This is a genomic window from Azospirillum oryzae (assembly GCF_900177515.1).
In the GTDB taxonomy this organism is placed as follows: domain Bacteria; phylum Pseudomonadota; class Alphaproteobacteria; order Azospirillales; family Azospirillaceae; genus Azospirillum; species Azospirillum oryzae_A.
On record NZ_FXAK01000007.1, the window covers coordinates 555,735 to 570,933 of the forward strand.

Genomic DNA, 15,199 nt, shown 5'->3' on the forward strand with positions numbered 1-15,199 from the left:
CCGCCATGACCATCACCACCTTGAAGCCGGAGACCGCCGCGCAGGTGACCGACGCGGTGCGCTGGGCGCTGTCGGCCGGCGAGCCGTTGGAAATCCTGGGCAGCGGCAGCCGCCGCGGGTTGGGCCGCCCGGTGCAGGCCGGCCACGCGCTCGACCTGTCGGGCCTGTCCGGCGTCATCGCCTATGAGCCGGAGGAGCTGGTGCTGACCGCGCTGGCCGGCACGCCGATGGACAGCATCCGCGCCATGCTGGCGGACCGCGGGCAGCATCTGGCCTTCGAGCCGCCCGAAGGGGGGACTCTCGGCGGGCTGGTCGCCAGCGGTCTGGCCGGGCCGCGCCGCATCTCGGCGGGATCGGCCCGCGACCACACGCTGGGGATCGCCGGGGTCAGCGGCCGGGCCGAGGCCTACAAGGGCGGCGGCAAGGTTGTGAAGAACGTCACCGGCTATGATGTGCCGAAGCTGATGGCCGGCTCCTTCGGCACGCTGACCGCGCTCACCGAGATCACGGTCAAGGTGCTGCCGGCCCCGGAGGACACCGCGACCCTGCTGCTGTTCGGTCTGGACGACGCGGCGGCGGTGGCGATGCTCGACCGCGCGCTGCGCAGCCCCTACGAGGTGTCGGGCGCCGCCCATCTGCCGGCGGCGGCCGCCGCGCGGTCGGCTGTGTTCGAGGTGGCGGGAGCGGGCGGGGCGGTGACGCTGGTGCGTCTGGAGGGCTTCGGCCCCTCGGTCGCCGCGCGCGTCACCATGCTGCGCGAAGAACTGCGGGCCGACGCCGTGCTGGGCCGCGACGGGTCGCTGGCGCTCTGGCGTGAGGTTCGGGATGGGGCGGGGTTGGGGGAGGGCGCCGGTGGTGACACCCACCTCTGGAAACTCTCCGTCCCTCCCTCCGCCGGCCCGTCCACGGTCGAGGCCATCCGCCGCACGCTCGACGTCGAGGTCTTCTATGACTGGGGCGGCGGGCTGGTCTGGCTGGCGGCGCCGCCCGACTCGGGCACGGCGATCCGCGCCGCCCTCTCCGCCGGCGGCCATGCCACGCTGGTGCGGGCGCCGGAGGCGGTGCGCGCGGCGACCGATGTGTTCCAGCCCTTGCCCGAGCCGCTGATGGCGCTCAGCCGCCGGGTCAAGGAAAGCTTCGACCCCAAGGGCATCCTCAACCCCGGCCGCATGTATGCGGGGCTGTAACGGGAAGACCGATCTCGATGCAAACGAACTTCTCGCTGGCCCAACTGGCCGATGCCGCGATCCGCGACTCGGACCAGATCCTGCGCAAATGCGTGCATTGCGGCTTCTGCACCGCGACCTGCCCGACCTACACCATCCTGGGTGACGAGTTGGACAGTCCGCGGGGCCGCATCTACCAGATCAAGGACATGCTGGAGAAAGGCGGTCCGCCGCCCGACAGCACGGTCAAGCACATCGACCGCTGCCTGTCCTGCCTGTCCTGCATGACGACCTGCCCGTCGGGCGTCCACTACATGCATCTGGTCGATCACGCCCGCACCCATATCGAGGCGACCCATACCCGCCCGGCGGCCGACCGCGCGGTGCGCGACCTGATCGCGCGGGTGCTGCCGAATCCGCGGCTGTTCCGGATGGCCCTGCTGGGCGCGTCGCTCGGCCGGCCCTTCCGCGTCCTGCTGCCCAAGCGCCTGTCCGCCATGATGTCGCTGACCCCGTCCAGCGTCCCGGCGCCGAGCTACAGCGACCGGCCGGGCACGCATCCGGCACAGGGGCCGCGCAAGAAGCGGGTGGCCCTGCTGATCGGCTGCGCCCAGCAGGTGCTGGCGCCGCAGATCAACGAGGCGACCATCCGCCTGCTGACCCGCCACGGGGTGGAGGTCGTGGTGTCGAAGGGTGCCGACTGCTGCGGCGCCTTGACGCACCACATGGGCAAGGAGGACCTCGCCCATGCCGCCGCGAAGAAGACCATCGACGCCTGGACCAGGGAGATCGACGGCGAAGGGCTGGACGCCATCGTCATCAACGCGTCCGGCTGCGGCACCAGCGTCAAGGATTACGGCCATATGTTCCGCGAGGACTCCGCCTATGCCGCCAAGGCGGCGCGGGTGGCCGATCTCGCGAAGGACGTCACCGAACTGATGGACGAGATCGGCTTGGCCCGGCCGGTGGTGGAGACGGGCCAAGCGGTCGCCTACCACTCCGCCTGTTCGATGCAGCACGGCCAGCGCATCAAGGAGCCGCCGCGTGCCCTGCTGCGCGCCGCCGGATTCCTGGTGAAGGAGATTCCCGACGCGCATCTCTGCTGCGGGTCGGCCGGCACCTACAACATGCTGCAGCCCGAACTGGCGGGGGAACTGCGCGACCGCAAGGTCGCAGCGATCGAAAGCACGCAGGCCCAGGCGGTGGCGGCCGGCAATCTCGGCTGCATCACGCAGATTGCGTCGGGCACCGGCCTGCCGGTGGTCCATACGGTGGAGTTGCTGGACTGGGCGACCGGCGGCCCGCTGCCCGACGCGCTGGCCGGCCGCGCCGCCTTCCGCCAGGGCGGGGCGCGGGCGGCCTGAGGGGTGGAGCAAGGGGCGGGGCCAGGGGTGGGGCAGGGGGAGGCGGTGGCGTAGGCGGTGCCGGGGGGTTTCGTACCCCCACAATTCTGTGTTTATCTGCGTTCATCTGTGTCAGAAAATCCGCCCGCTTCTCCGCCCATCCTCCCAGCCCCCGCCCCCTTCAGGTCATCACCTTGTCCTTGCCACCCACGGAAAACGTCCCGATGAGCGCCGCTTACGGAATCACCCAACGCCTGTCGGCCTGGGGCGTTCACATCTTCACGGCCAGCGGCGCCGTGCTGGGGCTGCTCGGCCTGCTGGCGGCGGCGGCGGGTGACGCCAAGCTGTGCCTGATGTGGCTGGGCATCGCGCTGGTCGTCGACGGCGTCGACGGCACGCTGGCCCGCCGCGTCTCGGTCAAGCAGGTGCTGCCGGGCATCGACGGCTCGGCGCTCGACCTCGTGATCGACTATTTGACCTATGTCGTGGTGCCGGCGGTGTTCATGCACCGCTTCGGCCTGCTGCCGGAGGGGCTGATCAGCATCGCGCTGGCCGCCTGGATCCTGCTGACCGCGCTCTATTGCTTCGCCAATGTCGGGATGAAGAGCGGCGACAATTATTTCGTCGGCTTCCCGGCGATCTGGAACGTGGTGGCGCTCTATTTCTGGCTGCTCGATCTCAGCCCCTGGTTCAATGCGGCGGTGGTGGTGCTGCTGGGGCTGCTGACCTTCACCACGGTCAAGTTCCTGCATCCCTTCCGCGTCAAGGCGTTGATGCCGCTGAACATCGCGGTGACCACGGTCTGGCTGCTCTGCTGCATCGCGCTGGTGGTGATCTGGCCGGCGCGGCCGGGCTGGCTGTTCGGCCTTTGGCTGGCGACCTCCGTCTATTACGCCGCGGTCTGCGCCTGGCGGACCCTGCGCGGTCCCTGATGAAGGCCTGAAGGGAGTTTCGGGGGAACCGGGACGGCCGGCGGACGTTGCACTTGCGCAGTCCGGCATCCGCTCCAGCGAAGGGTTCCCGTTTTGGCCGAAGGCTCCACCAAGGTCGTGCTCGCAGCGCTCGGCGGCAACCTGATGATCGCGCTGACCAAGTTCGTCGCCAGCGCGATGACCGGCAGCGCCGCCATGTTCAGCGAGGCCATCCACTCCGTCGTCGACAGCGGCAACCAGCTTCTGCTGCTCTACGGCATCCGCCGCGCCCGCCGTCCGCCGACGCCGCAGCATCCCTTCGGCCATGGGCGCGAGGTCTATTTCTGGTCCTTCGTGGTCGCCGTGCTGCTGTTCGGCATCGGCGCCGGCCTGTCCGTCTATGACGGCTGGCACGCCCTGTCCCATCCGGAGCCGGTGGAAAGCCCCTGGGTGAATTTCGCCGTGCTGGGCTTCGCCGTGCTGTTCGAAGGCTTTTCCTGGTTCGTCGCATTGCGCGAGTTCCGCCGCACCCAGAGCGGCGTCGGCATCCTGTCGGCGCTCCACCGCTCGAAGAACCCGTCGGTCTTCGTCGTCCTGCTGGAGGACACCGCGGCGCTGATCGGCCTGTTGATCGCCGGCATCGGCCTGTATCTGGGCGAGGTGACCGGCAATCCCATCTACGACGCCTATGCGTCCATCGCCATCGGCGTCGTGCTGGCGATCGTCGCGGCGCTGCTGGCCTACGAGTCGAAGGGGCTGCTGATCGGCGAGTCGGCTGACCGCCGCATCGTCGACGGCATCCGCCGCATCGTCGGCGAGGAGGCGCGGGTGAAGCGCCCGCTCGACGTGCTGACCATGCATATGGGCCCCGACGACGTGCTGCTGAACCTGTCGGTGGAGTTCCAGGACAGCCTGAACGCCCGCGAGGTGGAGGACGCCGTCTGCACCCTGGAAAGCCGCATCCGCAGCCAATACCCGATCATCCGCCGCATCTTCGTCGAGGCCGAGTCGCTGCGCGCCCGCCGCGGCCGTCAGGAGGGTGATGGAACCGCCCCGATGGTCCAAGGGGGGCAGGGGCTTCCCGCCGAGTGATGGCGGCGCACCCGATCCGCATCGGCACCGCCGGCTGGAGCATCCCCAGGCTCTCGGCCCCGGCCTTCCCGGTCGAGGGCACCCATCTGGAACGCACCGCCCGCGTCATGCCGATGACCGAGGTGAACAGCAGCTTCTACCGCCCGCACAAGCCGGAGACCTGGGCGCGCTGGGCGGCCTCCACCCCGCTGGGATTCCGCTTCGCGGTGAAGCTGCCCAAGGCGATCAGCCACGAGGCCCGGCTGGCCGGCGTCGAGACGGCGCTGGACCGCTTCCTGGCGGAGGCGGGGATGCTGGGCGACCGCTTCGGTCCGCTGCTGGTGCAGTTGCCGCCCAGCCTGCGCTTCGACCGCGGGGTGGCGGAGGATTTCTTCGCCCTGCTGCGCGCCCGCTTCGATGGCGACGTGGTGTGCGAGCCGCGCCACGCCTCCTGGTTCACCGACGCCGGCGAGGCGCTGCTGGCCGCCCACAGGGTCGCCCGCGTCGCCGCCGATCCCGCCCCGGTCCCGGGGGCCGGCGAGCCGGGCGGCTGGGACGGGCTACGCTATTGGCGGCTGCACGGTTCGCCGGTGATCTACCGCTCCGCCTACGAGCCGGCGGTGCTGGACGCGCTGGCCGAGCGGCTGTCGGCGGAGGCGGCGCTGCGGCCGGTCTGGTGCGTCTTCGACAACACCGCCGACTTCCACGCGGTGGACGACGCGCTGGCGACCATGGCACGGCTGGGAATGGAACCGCCCGCCGCCTGACGCCGGGAAACTCCCGGTTATAGGCGGACTCTCCATTGGGATGACCCTCTAGCACGACCGAGACAGTGCTTTGTTGCAAGGCTATGCTGCGGCAAAACGCCCCCGATCAAGGGGCAACGTCGTGCAGGCGGTGCGGTCATGGAGTTCGTCGTTCTACTGCTGATCTTCGGCTTCATCACCCACCGGCTGGACCGGCGGTTGAAGGCGCAGGAGGCGGAAATCGCCAAACTGCGCGGCCGATTGGACAGGGCATTGGCCGGGGCCTTGCCGCTCTCAACTGCCGAGGCCCCAGCCGCCGAAGAGGTCGCCCCCGAGGTCGAAGCGCTTCCCGAGGAGGAGGTCGGCGAACCGGTCTTCGCGTCGGAGGCGGAAGAGCCGGCCCCCCCGCCGCCCGCCGCACCGGCCCCGGCGCGGTCGGGCTGGCGCGAGCTGGAGGAATCGCTGGCCTCGCGTTGGCTGATCTGGCTCGGCGGCGGCACCATGGCGCTGGCGGCGGCCTTCTTTATCAAGCTGTCGGTCGATCACGGCTGGCTCGGGCCGGGCGTGCGTGTCGCGCTGGGCCTGCTCGCCGGCTTCGCGCTGATGGTGGGGGGCGAGTGGCTGCGCCGCCGGCCGATGCAGCGCGCCGTCGCCGCCCTGCAGCCGGATTACGTGCCGCCGGCCCTGACCGCCGCCGGCCTGTTCACCGCCTTCATCAGCGTCTATGGCGGCTTCGCCCTGTTCGGCCTGTTCGCGCCGCTGGTCGCCTTCGCGCTGCTGGCCGCCCTGTCGCTGATCGGCATCGGGCTGTCGCTGCTGCAGGGGCCGTTGATCGCGGCGCTGGGGCTGCTGGCCGGCTATGTCTCTCCCCTGCTGGTGTCGACGGACAATCCCGACGCCTGGGGCCTGTTCGCCTATCTGCTGGCGCTGAACGGGGCGGGAATGGCGGTGGTGCTGTATCGCGGCTGGCGCTGGCTCGGCTGGGGGGCGCTGACCGGTGCCGCGCTGTGGCCGCTGCTCTGGCTGATCGATCCCTGGCGCAGCGGCGACGCGCTGCCGACCGGCATCTACCTGCTGCTGACCTCCGCGCTGTTCCTGGTTCCGGCGGTGCTGGGCGTGCTTGACCAGACGCCGCCCGAGCCCGCTCCCGCCACCGGCTGGCGCCGCGCCTTGCCCGACTGGATCCGGCGGAAGCGGCGCCACCCGGCCGACCGGCTGGCGATGATGGCGATGCGGCTGTTCGGCCTGCTGGTCGCCGCCGTGACCTGGATCGACGACCACGGCTCGGTGTCGCTGATCGCGCTCGGCCTGTTCGCCCTGCTGGCGATGGTCGCCGGCCGGCGGACGGAGCGGATCGCCGGCGTCGCCTGGATCGCCGCGCTGACCGTGCTGCTGTCCCTGGCGCCCTGGAGCCTGCCCTATGTCCCCGCCAGCCCGCCGCCGCTGAATGCTGACGGCCAGCCGCTGATCGTCGTCGATCCGGCCGGCTATCCGGCGGCGGTCGCGCATTTCCTGTGGGTTGCGGGTGGATTCGCCGCGCTGTTCGGCATCGGCGGCTTCATCGCCCTGTGGGACGCGCGGCGGGCGGCCCTGTGGGCGTCGCTGTCGGCGCTGGTGCCGCTGGCCCTGCTGACGCTGGCCTATGCCGTGGTGGCGCCGCCGGAGACCGCCATCGGCTGGCCGGCCGCGGCGCTGGCGCTGGCCGCCCTGCTGGTCGGCGCCACCACGCCGCTGGCCCGCCACCGCCACCGGCCGGGCGCCTCGCTGGGGCTGGCCGCCTTCGCCGCCGGGGCCACCGGCGCCATCGCGCTGGGTGCCACCATGGTCCTGCAGGAGGCGTGGCTGACGGTCGCGCTGGCGATGCAGGTGCCGGTGCTGGCATGGCTGGAGCGGCAGCTGACCCTGCGCGAACTGCGCGGCGTCACCCTGCTGGTGGCGGTCGCCGTGCTGGTGCGGCTGGCGGTCAATCCGTATGTGCTGGATTACGAAGGCTATGGCTGGATCGCCTACGGCTATGGCCTGCCGGCGCTGGGTTTCCTGGCGGCGGCGCGCTGGATGCGAACTGCGCCGGATGGAAAGGGTGACGATCTGGTGGTGATGGTGCTGGAGGCCGGCGCCCTGATCTTCACCACCCTGATGCTGTCGCTGGGCATCCACCGCTGGATGTCCGGCAGCCTGGAGGAGGCGCCGTCGACCCTGGCGGAGGTGTCGCTGCACACCCTGTCGTGGCTTGGCCTCGCCCTGCTGCTGGCGGCCGACCGGCGGTGGAGCGCCCGGCCCGTCGCGGTATGGGGCCGGCGCCTGCTGGTGCTGCTGGCCGCCTTCAACGCCGTTTTCCTGCATCTGACCGCGTTGAACCCGCTGTGGAATTTCGAATGGGTCGGCACCTGGCCGGTGGTGAACCGGCTGCTGCTGGCCTATGGCGCGCCGGCCGTGCTGGGGCTGGTCTATCTGTGGTACGACCCGCCGCCGTCGCGTGCCCTGCGCAGCGCCGCGCCGGTGCTGCCGCTGCTGCTGATCGCCACCAATCTGGCGCTGGAGATCCGCCGCGCCTTCCAGGGGCCGGTCCTGGCCGGCTACGGGGTTTCGGACGCCGAATGGTACAGCTACTCCGCCGGCTTCCTGCTGTTCGCGGTGGCGATGCTGGTGGTGGGCATCCGCTTCGGCTGGGGCTGGATGCGCCATGCCGGGCTGGTCCTGGTGCTGGCGGTGGTCGCCAAGGTGTTCCTCAGCGACATGTCCGACCTGGAGGGGATGTACCGCGTCGCCTCCTTCCTCGGCCTCGGCCTCTGTCTGGTCGGCACCGGCTGGCTCTATCAGCGGCTGCTGCGCCCGCCGCCCGGCGGTGCGCCGCCCACCGGTCCGTCATCGGAGCCGGAACCGCCGCTTCCGCCAACCGACGATCTGCCCGCGGACGGTCTGTTGGACCAACGGACTCATTGACAGGCCGGGCGCGGGACGCTCCCATACGGGAAAGGATGGGCCGGGGACAAACCCGGCCCGTGCAACCGGAGGAGCAGCGCCCATGGCAAGCGACACGCACGGCAACGCCTATCCCATCCTGCCCGACGGCGAGGAGGGCTTCACCGTCGAGGCGGCGCGGATGAAGTTCGGCCCCGGCATGCTGGCCGAGCTGGGCGGCGACGCGCTGTCGCTGGGCATGACGCGGGTGGTCCTGTTCACCGACCCGCGGGTTGCCGCAACCGAACCCTTCGCCATGGCGCTGGAGTCGCTGAAGCGGGCCGGCGTCGATCCGGTGGTCTATGACCGCTGCCGGGTGGAGCCGACCAGCGCCTCCTTCCTCGACGCCGCCGATTTCGCGCGGGACGGCGGCTTCGACGGCTATGTCTCGATCGGCGGCGGATCGGTGATCGACACCGCCAAGGCGGCGAACCTCTACGCCACCTATCCGGCCGACTTCCTCGCCTACGTCAACAAGCCGCTGGGGGAGGGCATCCCGGTCCCCGGCCCGGTCAAGCCGCACATCGCCTGTCCGACCACCTGCGGCACCGGCAGCGAGACCACCGGCGTCGCCATCTTCGACCATGTGGAAAAGCAGGTGAAGACCGGCATCTCCTCGCGCTTCCTGCGGCCGAGCCTTGCCGTCGTCGATCCGCGCACTATCGACAGCCTGCCGCCCGGCGCCATCGCCGCCACCGGCTTCGACGTGCTGACCCACGCCATCGAGAGCCACACCGCGCGCCCCTTCCGTTCCCGCCCGAAACCGGAGTCGCCGACCGCCCGTCCGCCCTACCAGGGTGCCAACCCGTGGTCGGACATCGGCAGCCTGCAGGCGATCCGGCTGGGCGGGCAATGGCTGGAACGGGCGGTCAACGACCCCGACTGCGCCGAGGCCCGCGACGCCCTGATGTTCGCGGCGACGCTGGCCGGTCTGGCTTTCGGCAATGCCGGCGTCCACATCCCGCACGCCATGTCCTATTCGGTGGCGGGGATGAACCACAGCTTCACCGCCACCGGCTACGAGACGGTGGACCCGATGGTTCCGCACGGCATCTCGGTGGTCCTGAACGCCCCCGCCGCCTTCCGCTTCACCGGCCCGGCCGCTCCCGAGGCCCATCTGCGCGCCGCCGAGGCGCTGGGCGCCGACACGCGCGGCGCGTCGCCGGAGGATGGCGGCGAGTTGCTGGCGACGCGGCTGATTTCGATGATGCGGGCGACCGGCCTGCCGAACGGGCTGTCGGCGCTGGGCTACGGCGAAGTCGACATTCCGGGTCTGGTCAAGGGAGCCGCCGCCCAGCAACGCCTGCTGACCATCGCGCCGCGCCCGGTGTCGGAGGACGATCTGCGCGGGCTGTATGCGGACGCGATGCGTTACTGGTGAGGGGGAACGAAGTGCCCTCTCCCGCCCCGGGAGAGGGAAGGGGCCCGCCGCGAAGCGGTGGGAAGGGTGAGGGGTGACCCAAGAGGCTGCATTTGACCCCAAACTCTTTAGTGCTCTTAAGTAATTTAATTCTATTTAATTTCCTAAGCTTGACCATCAGCGGATGCTCAATCAACATAATGTAATGACCAATTTCAACTTCCGGTTTGCTATCTACATTTAAGGATGCTCAGATGCCTATTGCACTAATGATTGGGGGTGCCGCTCTGTCTTACGCCACGTATCTGTGGTGGGTAAACGAGCTTGGAGGCTTCATTGGACGCAATGCAAAAGACATTGGGTTGGCCTGTCTTTTAAAAGCCGGGACCGGCGACTGCGCTCAGCTTTGGTTTATAGGCATGCACTCAACAAACCAATTCGCAAGCTTGGCTTTTTATGCTGGGATAGGTGCAATCATAGCTGGGATCATTCTTCTTGTACCAAATTCGTACTGATGCACCCCTCACCCTCCCCACGCCTTCGGCGCGGGTCCCCTCCCTCTCCCGGGGCGGGAGAGGGCACTGGGCGATTTTCCCGCTGACCATTGCCCCGGACACCTGCCCGATATAGGAATTATACCCTATGTCCGCGCGGAGTCCCCATGTCCCCCGTCAACCGGCTTTCCAACCCGTTCACCGCTTCTGTCCGTCGCAGCACAAGCGGCGTGGAACAGTTGAACAGCCCCCGGAAAACCGTTTCACGGTGTTTCAAACGTTCCATCCACCTCCGCACCCGGCCCCTCTCCCCACCGGAAAAAGGGGCCTTGGGCCGGACCTCAGAACTGCTCCTCGCTCAGCGCCATCACCGTGTTGCGGGCGCTGGCGATGGTCGGCAGCAGGGCGGGGGCGGTCGCCAGCACCTGCTCGGCGTAGAAGCGCGCGACGATCAGCTTGGTCTCCAGGAAGGAGGCGTTTGCCCCCGGCTGGCGCATGCCCTCCATCGCCTTCATCGCCGAGCGTGCCAGCATCCAGCCGCCGGCCACCGTGCCCCACAGCTTCAGGTACGCCACCGCACCGGCGGCAGCACCCTGCAGGTCGCCCTCCGCCTGGGTGGAGACCATCCAGTCGATGGCCCGGTCAAGCGCGTCCAGACCGGCCGACAGTTCGGTGCGGATCACCGCGAGGTCGTCGCCGGGGGCCGCACCCAGCTCCTCCACCGTTGCCCGCATGTCGGCGACGAAGGCCCTGGCCGCCGCGCCCTTGTCGCGGCCGGTCTTGCGGAAGGTCAGGTCGTTGCCGTGGATGCCGTTGGTGCCCTCGTAGATCGGGGTGATGCGGGCGTCGCGGTAATGCTGGGCGGCGCCGGTCTCCTCGATGAAGCCCATGCCGCCGTGGATCTGCACGCCGGTGGACGCCACCTCGCAGCCGATGTCGGTCGACCATGCCTTGACGATGGGGGTCAGCACATCGACCCGCGCGGTCGCAGCGGCGCGCACCGCCGGGTTCTCGTGGTGGCGGGAGATGTCCAGCTGCGTGCCGGCATAAAGCGCCAGCGCGCGGGCGGCCTCGGTCTTGGCGCGCATGTCCAGCAGCATGCGGCGCACGTCGGGATGCTTGATGATGGCGACGCCGGAGCCCTTGGGATCGGCCAGATCCTTGCTCTGCACGCGGGTCTTCGCGTAATCGCGGGCCTGCTGATAGGCGCGCTCGGCGATCGCCACGCCCTGGATGCCGACACCGAGCCGGGCATTGTTCATCATCGTGAACATGTATTCGATGCCGCGGTTCTCCTCGCCGACGAGATAGCCGATGGCGCCCTCATCGTCGCCATAGGCCATCACCGCGGTCGGGCTGGCCATGATGCCCAGCTTGTGCTCCAGGCTGGCGCAGCGCAGGTCGTTGCGCTGGCCGGGCGTGCCGTCGGGCTTGGGCAGGAACTTCGGCACGATGAACAGGCTGATGCCCTTGATGCCGGCCGGGGCGTCGGGCAGGCGGGCCAGCACCAGATGGACGATGTTCTCCGTCAGGTCATGTTCGCCATAGGTGATGAAGATCTTCTGGCCGGTGATGCGATAGCTGCCGTCGTCGGCACGCACCGCCTTGGTCCGCACCGCGGCGAGGTCGCTGCCCGCCTGCGGTTCGGTCAGGTTCATCGTCCCGGTCCATTCGCCGGAGATCATCTTCGACAGATAGACCGCCTTCTGCTCGGCGCTCGCATGCTCGGTCAGCAGGTCCACCGCGCCCTGGGTCAGCAGCGGGCAAAGGCCGAAGGACAGGTTGGCGGCCTGCCACATCTCGTTCACCGCGAAGGCCACGGTCCAGGGCAGGCCCTGCCCGCCATACTCCGGCTCGAAGGGCAAGCTGTTCCAGCCGGCCTCGGTGAACTGGCCATAGGCCTCCTTCCAGCCGGTGGCGGTGCGGACGACGCCGTTCTCCAGCTTCGCCCCTTCCTTGTCGCCCACCCGGTTCAGCGGGGCGAGCACGCCGGAGGCGAATTTGCCGGCCTCCTCCAGGATGGCGTCGACCAGATCGGGGGCGGCGCTGTCGCAATGGGGCAGGGCGGCGATGGCGTCGAGGCCCACCACCTCGTTCAGGACGAAGCGCAGATCGTCGACCGGAGCGGTGTAGGTCATGGCGGGGCGGTTCTCCCAGGGAAGGATTGTTTGGTTTACCTATACGTTAACATACAGCATCGGATGGCGCTTGGCGAGAGGGCGGGATGCCGCGTCCTGACAAGGCTAGGCCCGCCCCACGGCGTCATCAAGCCTCCACACGACTGGCACGGCGTCTGCATAGGAGTGGCTGCCTCCCATCGGGGCCATCACACGGGGATCGACCCATGACCTACGCTTCCGCCCTCGGCAACCTCAGCAACGCAGCCACCCAGGCCGCCGGCGCCAAGCGCGGCCCGGACAATGTGGAGGCCGCCGTGCGCAATGCCAGCGCGAAGACGGGGGTCGATTTTTCCTACCTCATGGAAAAAGCTGCCGTGGAGAGCGGGTATCGCACGGACATAAAGTCCTCCTCCTCGTCCGCGACGGGGCTCTACCAGTTCATCGACAGCACTTGGCTGCAGACGATGAAGGAGCATGGCGCCGACCATGGCTATGGCAAATACGCCAACGCCATCCAGACCCGCGGCGACGGCCGGCCCTATGTCGCCGATCCGGCGATGAAGAAGGAGATCCTGGAACTGCGCAAGGACCCGACCGCGTCGGCCCTGATGGCCGCCGAATACACCCGCGACAACAAGGAGTATCTGGAGGAGACGGTGGACGGCAAGATCGGCTCGACCGAGCTGTACATGGCCCATTTCCTGGGGGCCGGCGGCGCGTCGAAGTTCCTGAACGCGATGCAGGAGAACCCTGGCCGCACCGCCCGCGACGTCTTCCCCGATGCGGCTGCGGCCAACAAGAACGTCTTCTACGACAAGGCCACCGGCAAGGCGAAGTCGCTGAAGGAGATCTACGACCGCTTCGCTGCCAAATTCTCGGAGAATCCGCTGGCCAACTTCGCCCCGGCCCAGGTGGCGAACGACGCGGTGCGCAAGCAGGACATGCCCGACGGCTTCACCACCCAGGTGCCGATGGCGCCGGCCAAGTCGCTGAACGGCACGCCGCTGTCGATCTATCAGGTGCTGGCGCTGAACGCGCTGGAGACCCCGGACGAGGTCGACAGCGTCAGCGGCCGTCCGGCCCGCCTGCGCGACAAGGAGCACCGCCGCATGCGTGACGAGCCGGTGCGCACCGACCAGACGGCGGGCAACGGCGTCGCCATGGGCTTCGGGCTGGGGTTGGGTCGCATCGTCGGGTCCGAATCGGCGACGCCGGTCGCCTCGGCCACCGCGGGGGCCGCCGGAACCAACGCGGTCGCAAAGGCGGCGTGAGGGGCAAAATGCCCTACTCTGGCGCTTTGACTTGACGGCCGGATGGGTGCAAGGTCGCGCCGTTTTTGGCGCTCACCCCTCAGGACCGATCATGAGCAACCAGCAGCCCGCCGTCACCTTCGAGGAAATCCGCGCGCTCGTGCGCAACCTGCCCGGCCCCGACCTGGAGGCCGGCACCGCGGCCCTCCAGCGCGAACGGCAGCTGACCAAGCCGGCGGGCTCGCTCGGCCGGTTGGAGGAGATCGCGCAGTGGATGGCGACCTGGCAGGGCCAGCACCCGGCCGAGGTTCGCCGCCCGCGCGTCGCCGTCTTCGCCGGCAACCACGGCGTGGCCGCCCGCGGCGTCTCGGCCTATCCGGCCGAGGTGACGGTGCAGATGGTCGCCAACTTCCAGAACGGCGGCGCCGCGGTCAACCAGCTCTGCGAGGTGGCCGACGCCGACCTCCGCGTCTACGAGCTGGACCTGGACAACCCGACGGCCGACTTCACCCAGGGTCCGGCCATGGGCGAGGAGGAATGCTGCCGCACCATGGCCTACGGCATGATGGCGGTGGAGATGGGCGTCCAGCTGCTGTCGCTGGGCGAGATGGGCATCGGCAACTCGACCTCGGCGGCGGCGCTCTGCCTCGCGCTGTTCGGCGGCGAGGCGGCCGACTGGACCGGCCGCGGCACCGGGGTGGACGATGAAGGGCTCGCCCGCAAGATCGCCGCGGTGGAGGCCGGCGTCGCCGCCAACCCGCAGGCCAAGGACGACCCGTTCGAGGCGCTGCGCTGCCTGGGCGGCTACGAGTTCGCCGCCATCGCCGGCGCCATCCTGGCCGCCCGAGTCGCCCGCGTTCCGGTCCTGCTCGACGGCTTCGCCTGCACCGCCGCCGCCGCCGTGCTCTACAAGGCCGACCGCCGCGCGCTCGACCACTGCATGGTCGCCCACCGCTCGGTCGAGCCGGGCCACACCCGCCTGATGCAGGCCATCGGCAAGGAGCCGCTGCTCGATCTCGGCATGCGCCTGGGCGAGGGCTCCGGCGCGGCGCTGGCGATCAACATCGTCAAGTCCGCCGTCGCCTGCCACGCCGGCATGGCGACCTTCGCCGAAGCTGGCGTCAGCACGCAGGGGTGATGGGCAGAGGGGGTGCCGTGGGGGCGACTTTTGCCCTCACAGCATCCCGATCACAGCATCCCGTCGGCCAGATCGCTGATCGCCGCCGACAGGAACAGGTCCAGCATCACCAGGGCCGCCGCCGCCAGACCCGAGACCGACAGGGCGGTGCGCAGGACGAACCACTGGTAGGTCAGCAACGCCATCATCACGCCGAAGACCAGCGCTTCGGACACGCCCGACGGCAGCAGGCCGGTGGCGGACAGCACGATGGTCGGCAGGTAGATCACCATCTGCACCACAGCCGACCAATTGTAGGCGGTCAGCGCGCCGGGATAGAGCTGCTCCTTGCCCAGCAGCGACGCGATGCGGAACAGGGCGAGCGGGAAGGCGGTCCAGCTGACGACGTAGGCGATGCCCTCCACCGTCACCAGCTGCAGGATCGGCGTGCCGTCCAGCTGGTCCCACAGTCGGATCGCCAGCAGCAGCGCGTAAGCGGGGAGAACCACCAGCGCCGCATAGAAGGAGTTCAGCGCGCCGTCCGGTGTGCGGTCGAAGAACTCCATCCCCGTCCGGTCGAAGCGGGCCAGCCGCCACGCGCCGGTCAGGGCGGACAGGATGGCGGGGGTGGTCAGCGGCATCTTGGCGTCCCGGTCAGGC

At 69.5% G+C, this 15,199-nt stretch carries 11 protein-coding genes; 9 read left to right on the top strand and 2 right to left on the bottom strand.

Annotated elements, in window-relative coordinates; translation table 11 throughout:
• Positions 1-5: 5 nt before the first annotated feature.
• The 7 genes from glcE to B9N97_RS15135 all read left to right on the top strand — a co-directional run bounded on the left by glcE (position 6) and on the right by B9N97_RS15135 (position 9,579).
• The gene (gene glcE, locus B9N97_RS15105) at positions 6-1,187 is read left to right on the top strand and encodes a glycolate oxidase subunit GlcE (RefSeq protein WP_085087944.1); all 1,182 of its coding nucleotides are present in this window, start codon (positions 6-8) and stop codon (positions 1,185-1,187) included.
• 17 nt (positions 1,188-1,204) lie between these two features.
• A complete protein-coding gene (gene glcF / locus B9N97_RS15110; RefSeq protein WP_085087947.1) occupies positions 1,205-2,530 on the top strand; it encodes a glycolate oxidase subunit GlcF in 1,326 nt (441 codons plus the stop codon).
• A gap of 203 nt (positions 2,531-2,733) precedes the next feature.
• A complete protein-coding gene (pcsA, locus tag B9N97_RS15115; protein ID WP_085087950.1) occupies positions 2,734-3,441 on the top strand; it encodes a phosphatidylcholine synthase in 708 nt (235 codons plus the stop codon).
• A 93-nt stretch (positions 3,442-3,534) separates the two neighbouring features.
• On the top strand, positions 3,535-4,512 hold the full coding sequence (locus B9N97_RS15120) for a cation diffusion facilitator family transporter (protein WP_085087953.1): 978 nt from the start codon (positions 3,535-3,537) through the stop codon (positions 4,510-4,512).
• The gene (locus tag B9N97_RS15125; protein WP_085087955.1) at positions 4,512-5,258 is read left to right on the top strand and encodes a DUF72 domain-containing protein; all 747 of its coding nucleotides are present in this window, start codon (positions 4,512-4,514) and stop codon (positions 5,256-5,258) included. Before B9N97_RS15120 ends, B9N97_RS15125 begins: the two co-directional genes overlap by 1 nt.
• Before the next feature lie 138 nt (positions 5,259-5,396).
• The gene (locus B9N97_RS15130; protein ID WP_085087958.1) at positions 5,397-8,180 is read left to right on the top strand and encodes a DUF2339 domain-containing protein; all 2,784 of its coding nucleotides are present in this window, start codon (positions 5,397-5,399) and stop codon (positions 8,178-8,180) included.
• Positions 8,181-8,262: 82 nt separating this feature from the next.
• Positions 8,263-9,579: a hydroxyacid-oxoacid transhydrogenase gene (locus tag B9N97_RS15135; RefSeq protein WP_085087960.1), complete on the top strand. Its 1,317-nt coding sequence runs from the start codon at positions 8,263-8,265 to the stop codon at positions 9,577-9,579.
• A gap of 814 nt (positions 9,580-10,393) precedes the next feature.
• On the opposite strand, the gene B9N97_RS15140 is transcribed toward B9N97_RS15135, so the two are convergent.
• Positions 10,394-12,190 (bottom strand): acyl-CoA dehydrogenase, encoded by a 1,797-nt coding sequence (locus B9N97_RS15140; protein ID WP_085087963.1) that lies wholly within the window; start codon positions 12,188-12,190, stop codon positions 10,394-10,396.
• A 206-nt stretch (positions 12,191-12,396) separates the two neighbouring features.
• On the opposite strand from B9N97_RS15140, the gene B9N97_RS15145 reads away from it, so the two are divergent.
• On the top strand, positions 12,397-13,443 hold the full coding sequence (locus B9N97_RS15145; protein ID WP_085087965.1) for a transglycosylase SLT domain-containing protein: 1,047 nt from the start codon (positions 12,397-12,399) through the stop codon (positions 13,441-13,443).
• A 91-nt stretch (positions 13,444-13,534) separates the two neighbouring features.
• Entirely contained in the window at positions 13,535-14,560 is a 1,026-nt protein-coding gene (gene cobT, locus B9N97_RS15150; protein ID WP_085087968.1) for a nicotinate-nucleotide--dimethylbenzimidazole phosphoribosyltransferase, read from the top strand.
• 50 nt (positions 14,561-14,610) lie between these two features.
• Here cobT and B9N97_RS15155 read toward each other — a convergent pair whose 3' ends face one another.
• A complete protein-coding gene (locus tag B9N97_RS15155; protein WP_085090588.1) occupies positions 14,611-15,180 on the bottom strand; it encodes a hypothetical protein in 570 nt (189 codons plus the stop codon).
• Between the last annotated feature and the right edge of the window lie 19 nt (positions 15,181-15,199).

What these genes read in the sequence shown, in the direction of transcription:
- B9N97_RS15130 (WP_085087958.1), top strand. Translation starts at nt 5,397, where the DNA reads ATGGAGTTCGTCGTTCTACTGCTGATCTTCGGCTTCATCACCCACCGG.
- B9N97_RS15135 (WP_085087960.1), top strand. Translation starts at nt 8,263, where the DNA reads ATGGCAAGCGACACGCACGGCAACGCCTATCCCATCCTGCCCGACGGC.
- glcF (WP_085087947.1), top strand. Translation starts at nt 1,205, where the DNA reads ATGCAAACGAACTTCTCGCTGGCCCAACTGGCCGATGCCGCGATCCGC.
- cobT (WP_085087968.1), top strand. Translation starts at nt 13,535, where the DNA reads ATGAGCAACCAGCAGCCCGCCGTCACCTTCGAGGAAATCCGCGCGCTC.
- B9N97_RS15140 (WP_085087963.1), bottom strand. Translation starts at nt 12,190, where the DNA reads ATGACCTACACCGCTCCGGTCGACGATCTGCGCTTCGTCCTGAACGAG.
- pcsA (WP_085087950.1), top strand. Translation starts at nt 2,734, where the DNA reads ATGAGCGCCGCTTACGGAATCACCCAACGCCTGTCGGCCTGGGGCGTT.
- B9N97_RS15155 (WP_085090588.1), bottom strand. Translation starts at nt 15,180, where the DNA reads ATGCCGCTGACCACCCCCGCCATCCTGTCCGCCCTGACCGGCGCGTGG.
- B9N97_RS15145 (WP_085087965.1), top strand. Translation starts at nt 12,397, where the DNA reads ATGACCTACGCTTCCGCCCTCGGCAACCTCAGCAACGCAGCCACCCAG.
- glcE (WP_085087944.1), top strand. Translation starts at nt 6, where the DNA reads ATGACCATCACCACCTTGAAGCCGGAGACCGCCGCGCAGGTGACCGAC.
- B9N97_RS15125 (WP_085087955.1), top strand. Translation starts at nt 4,512, where the DNA reads ATGGCGGCGCACCCGATCCGCATCGGCACCGCCGGCTGGAGCATCCCC.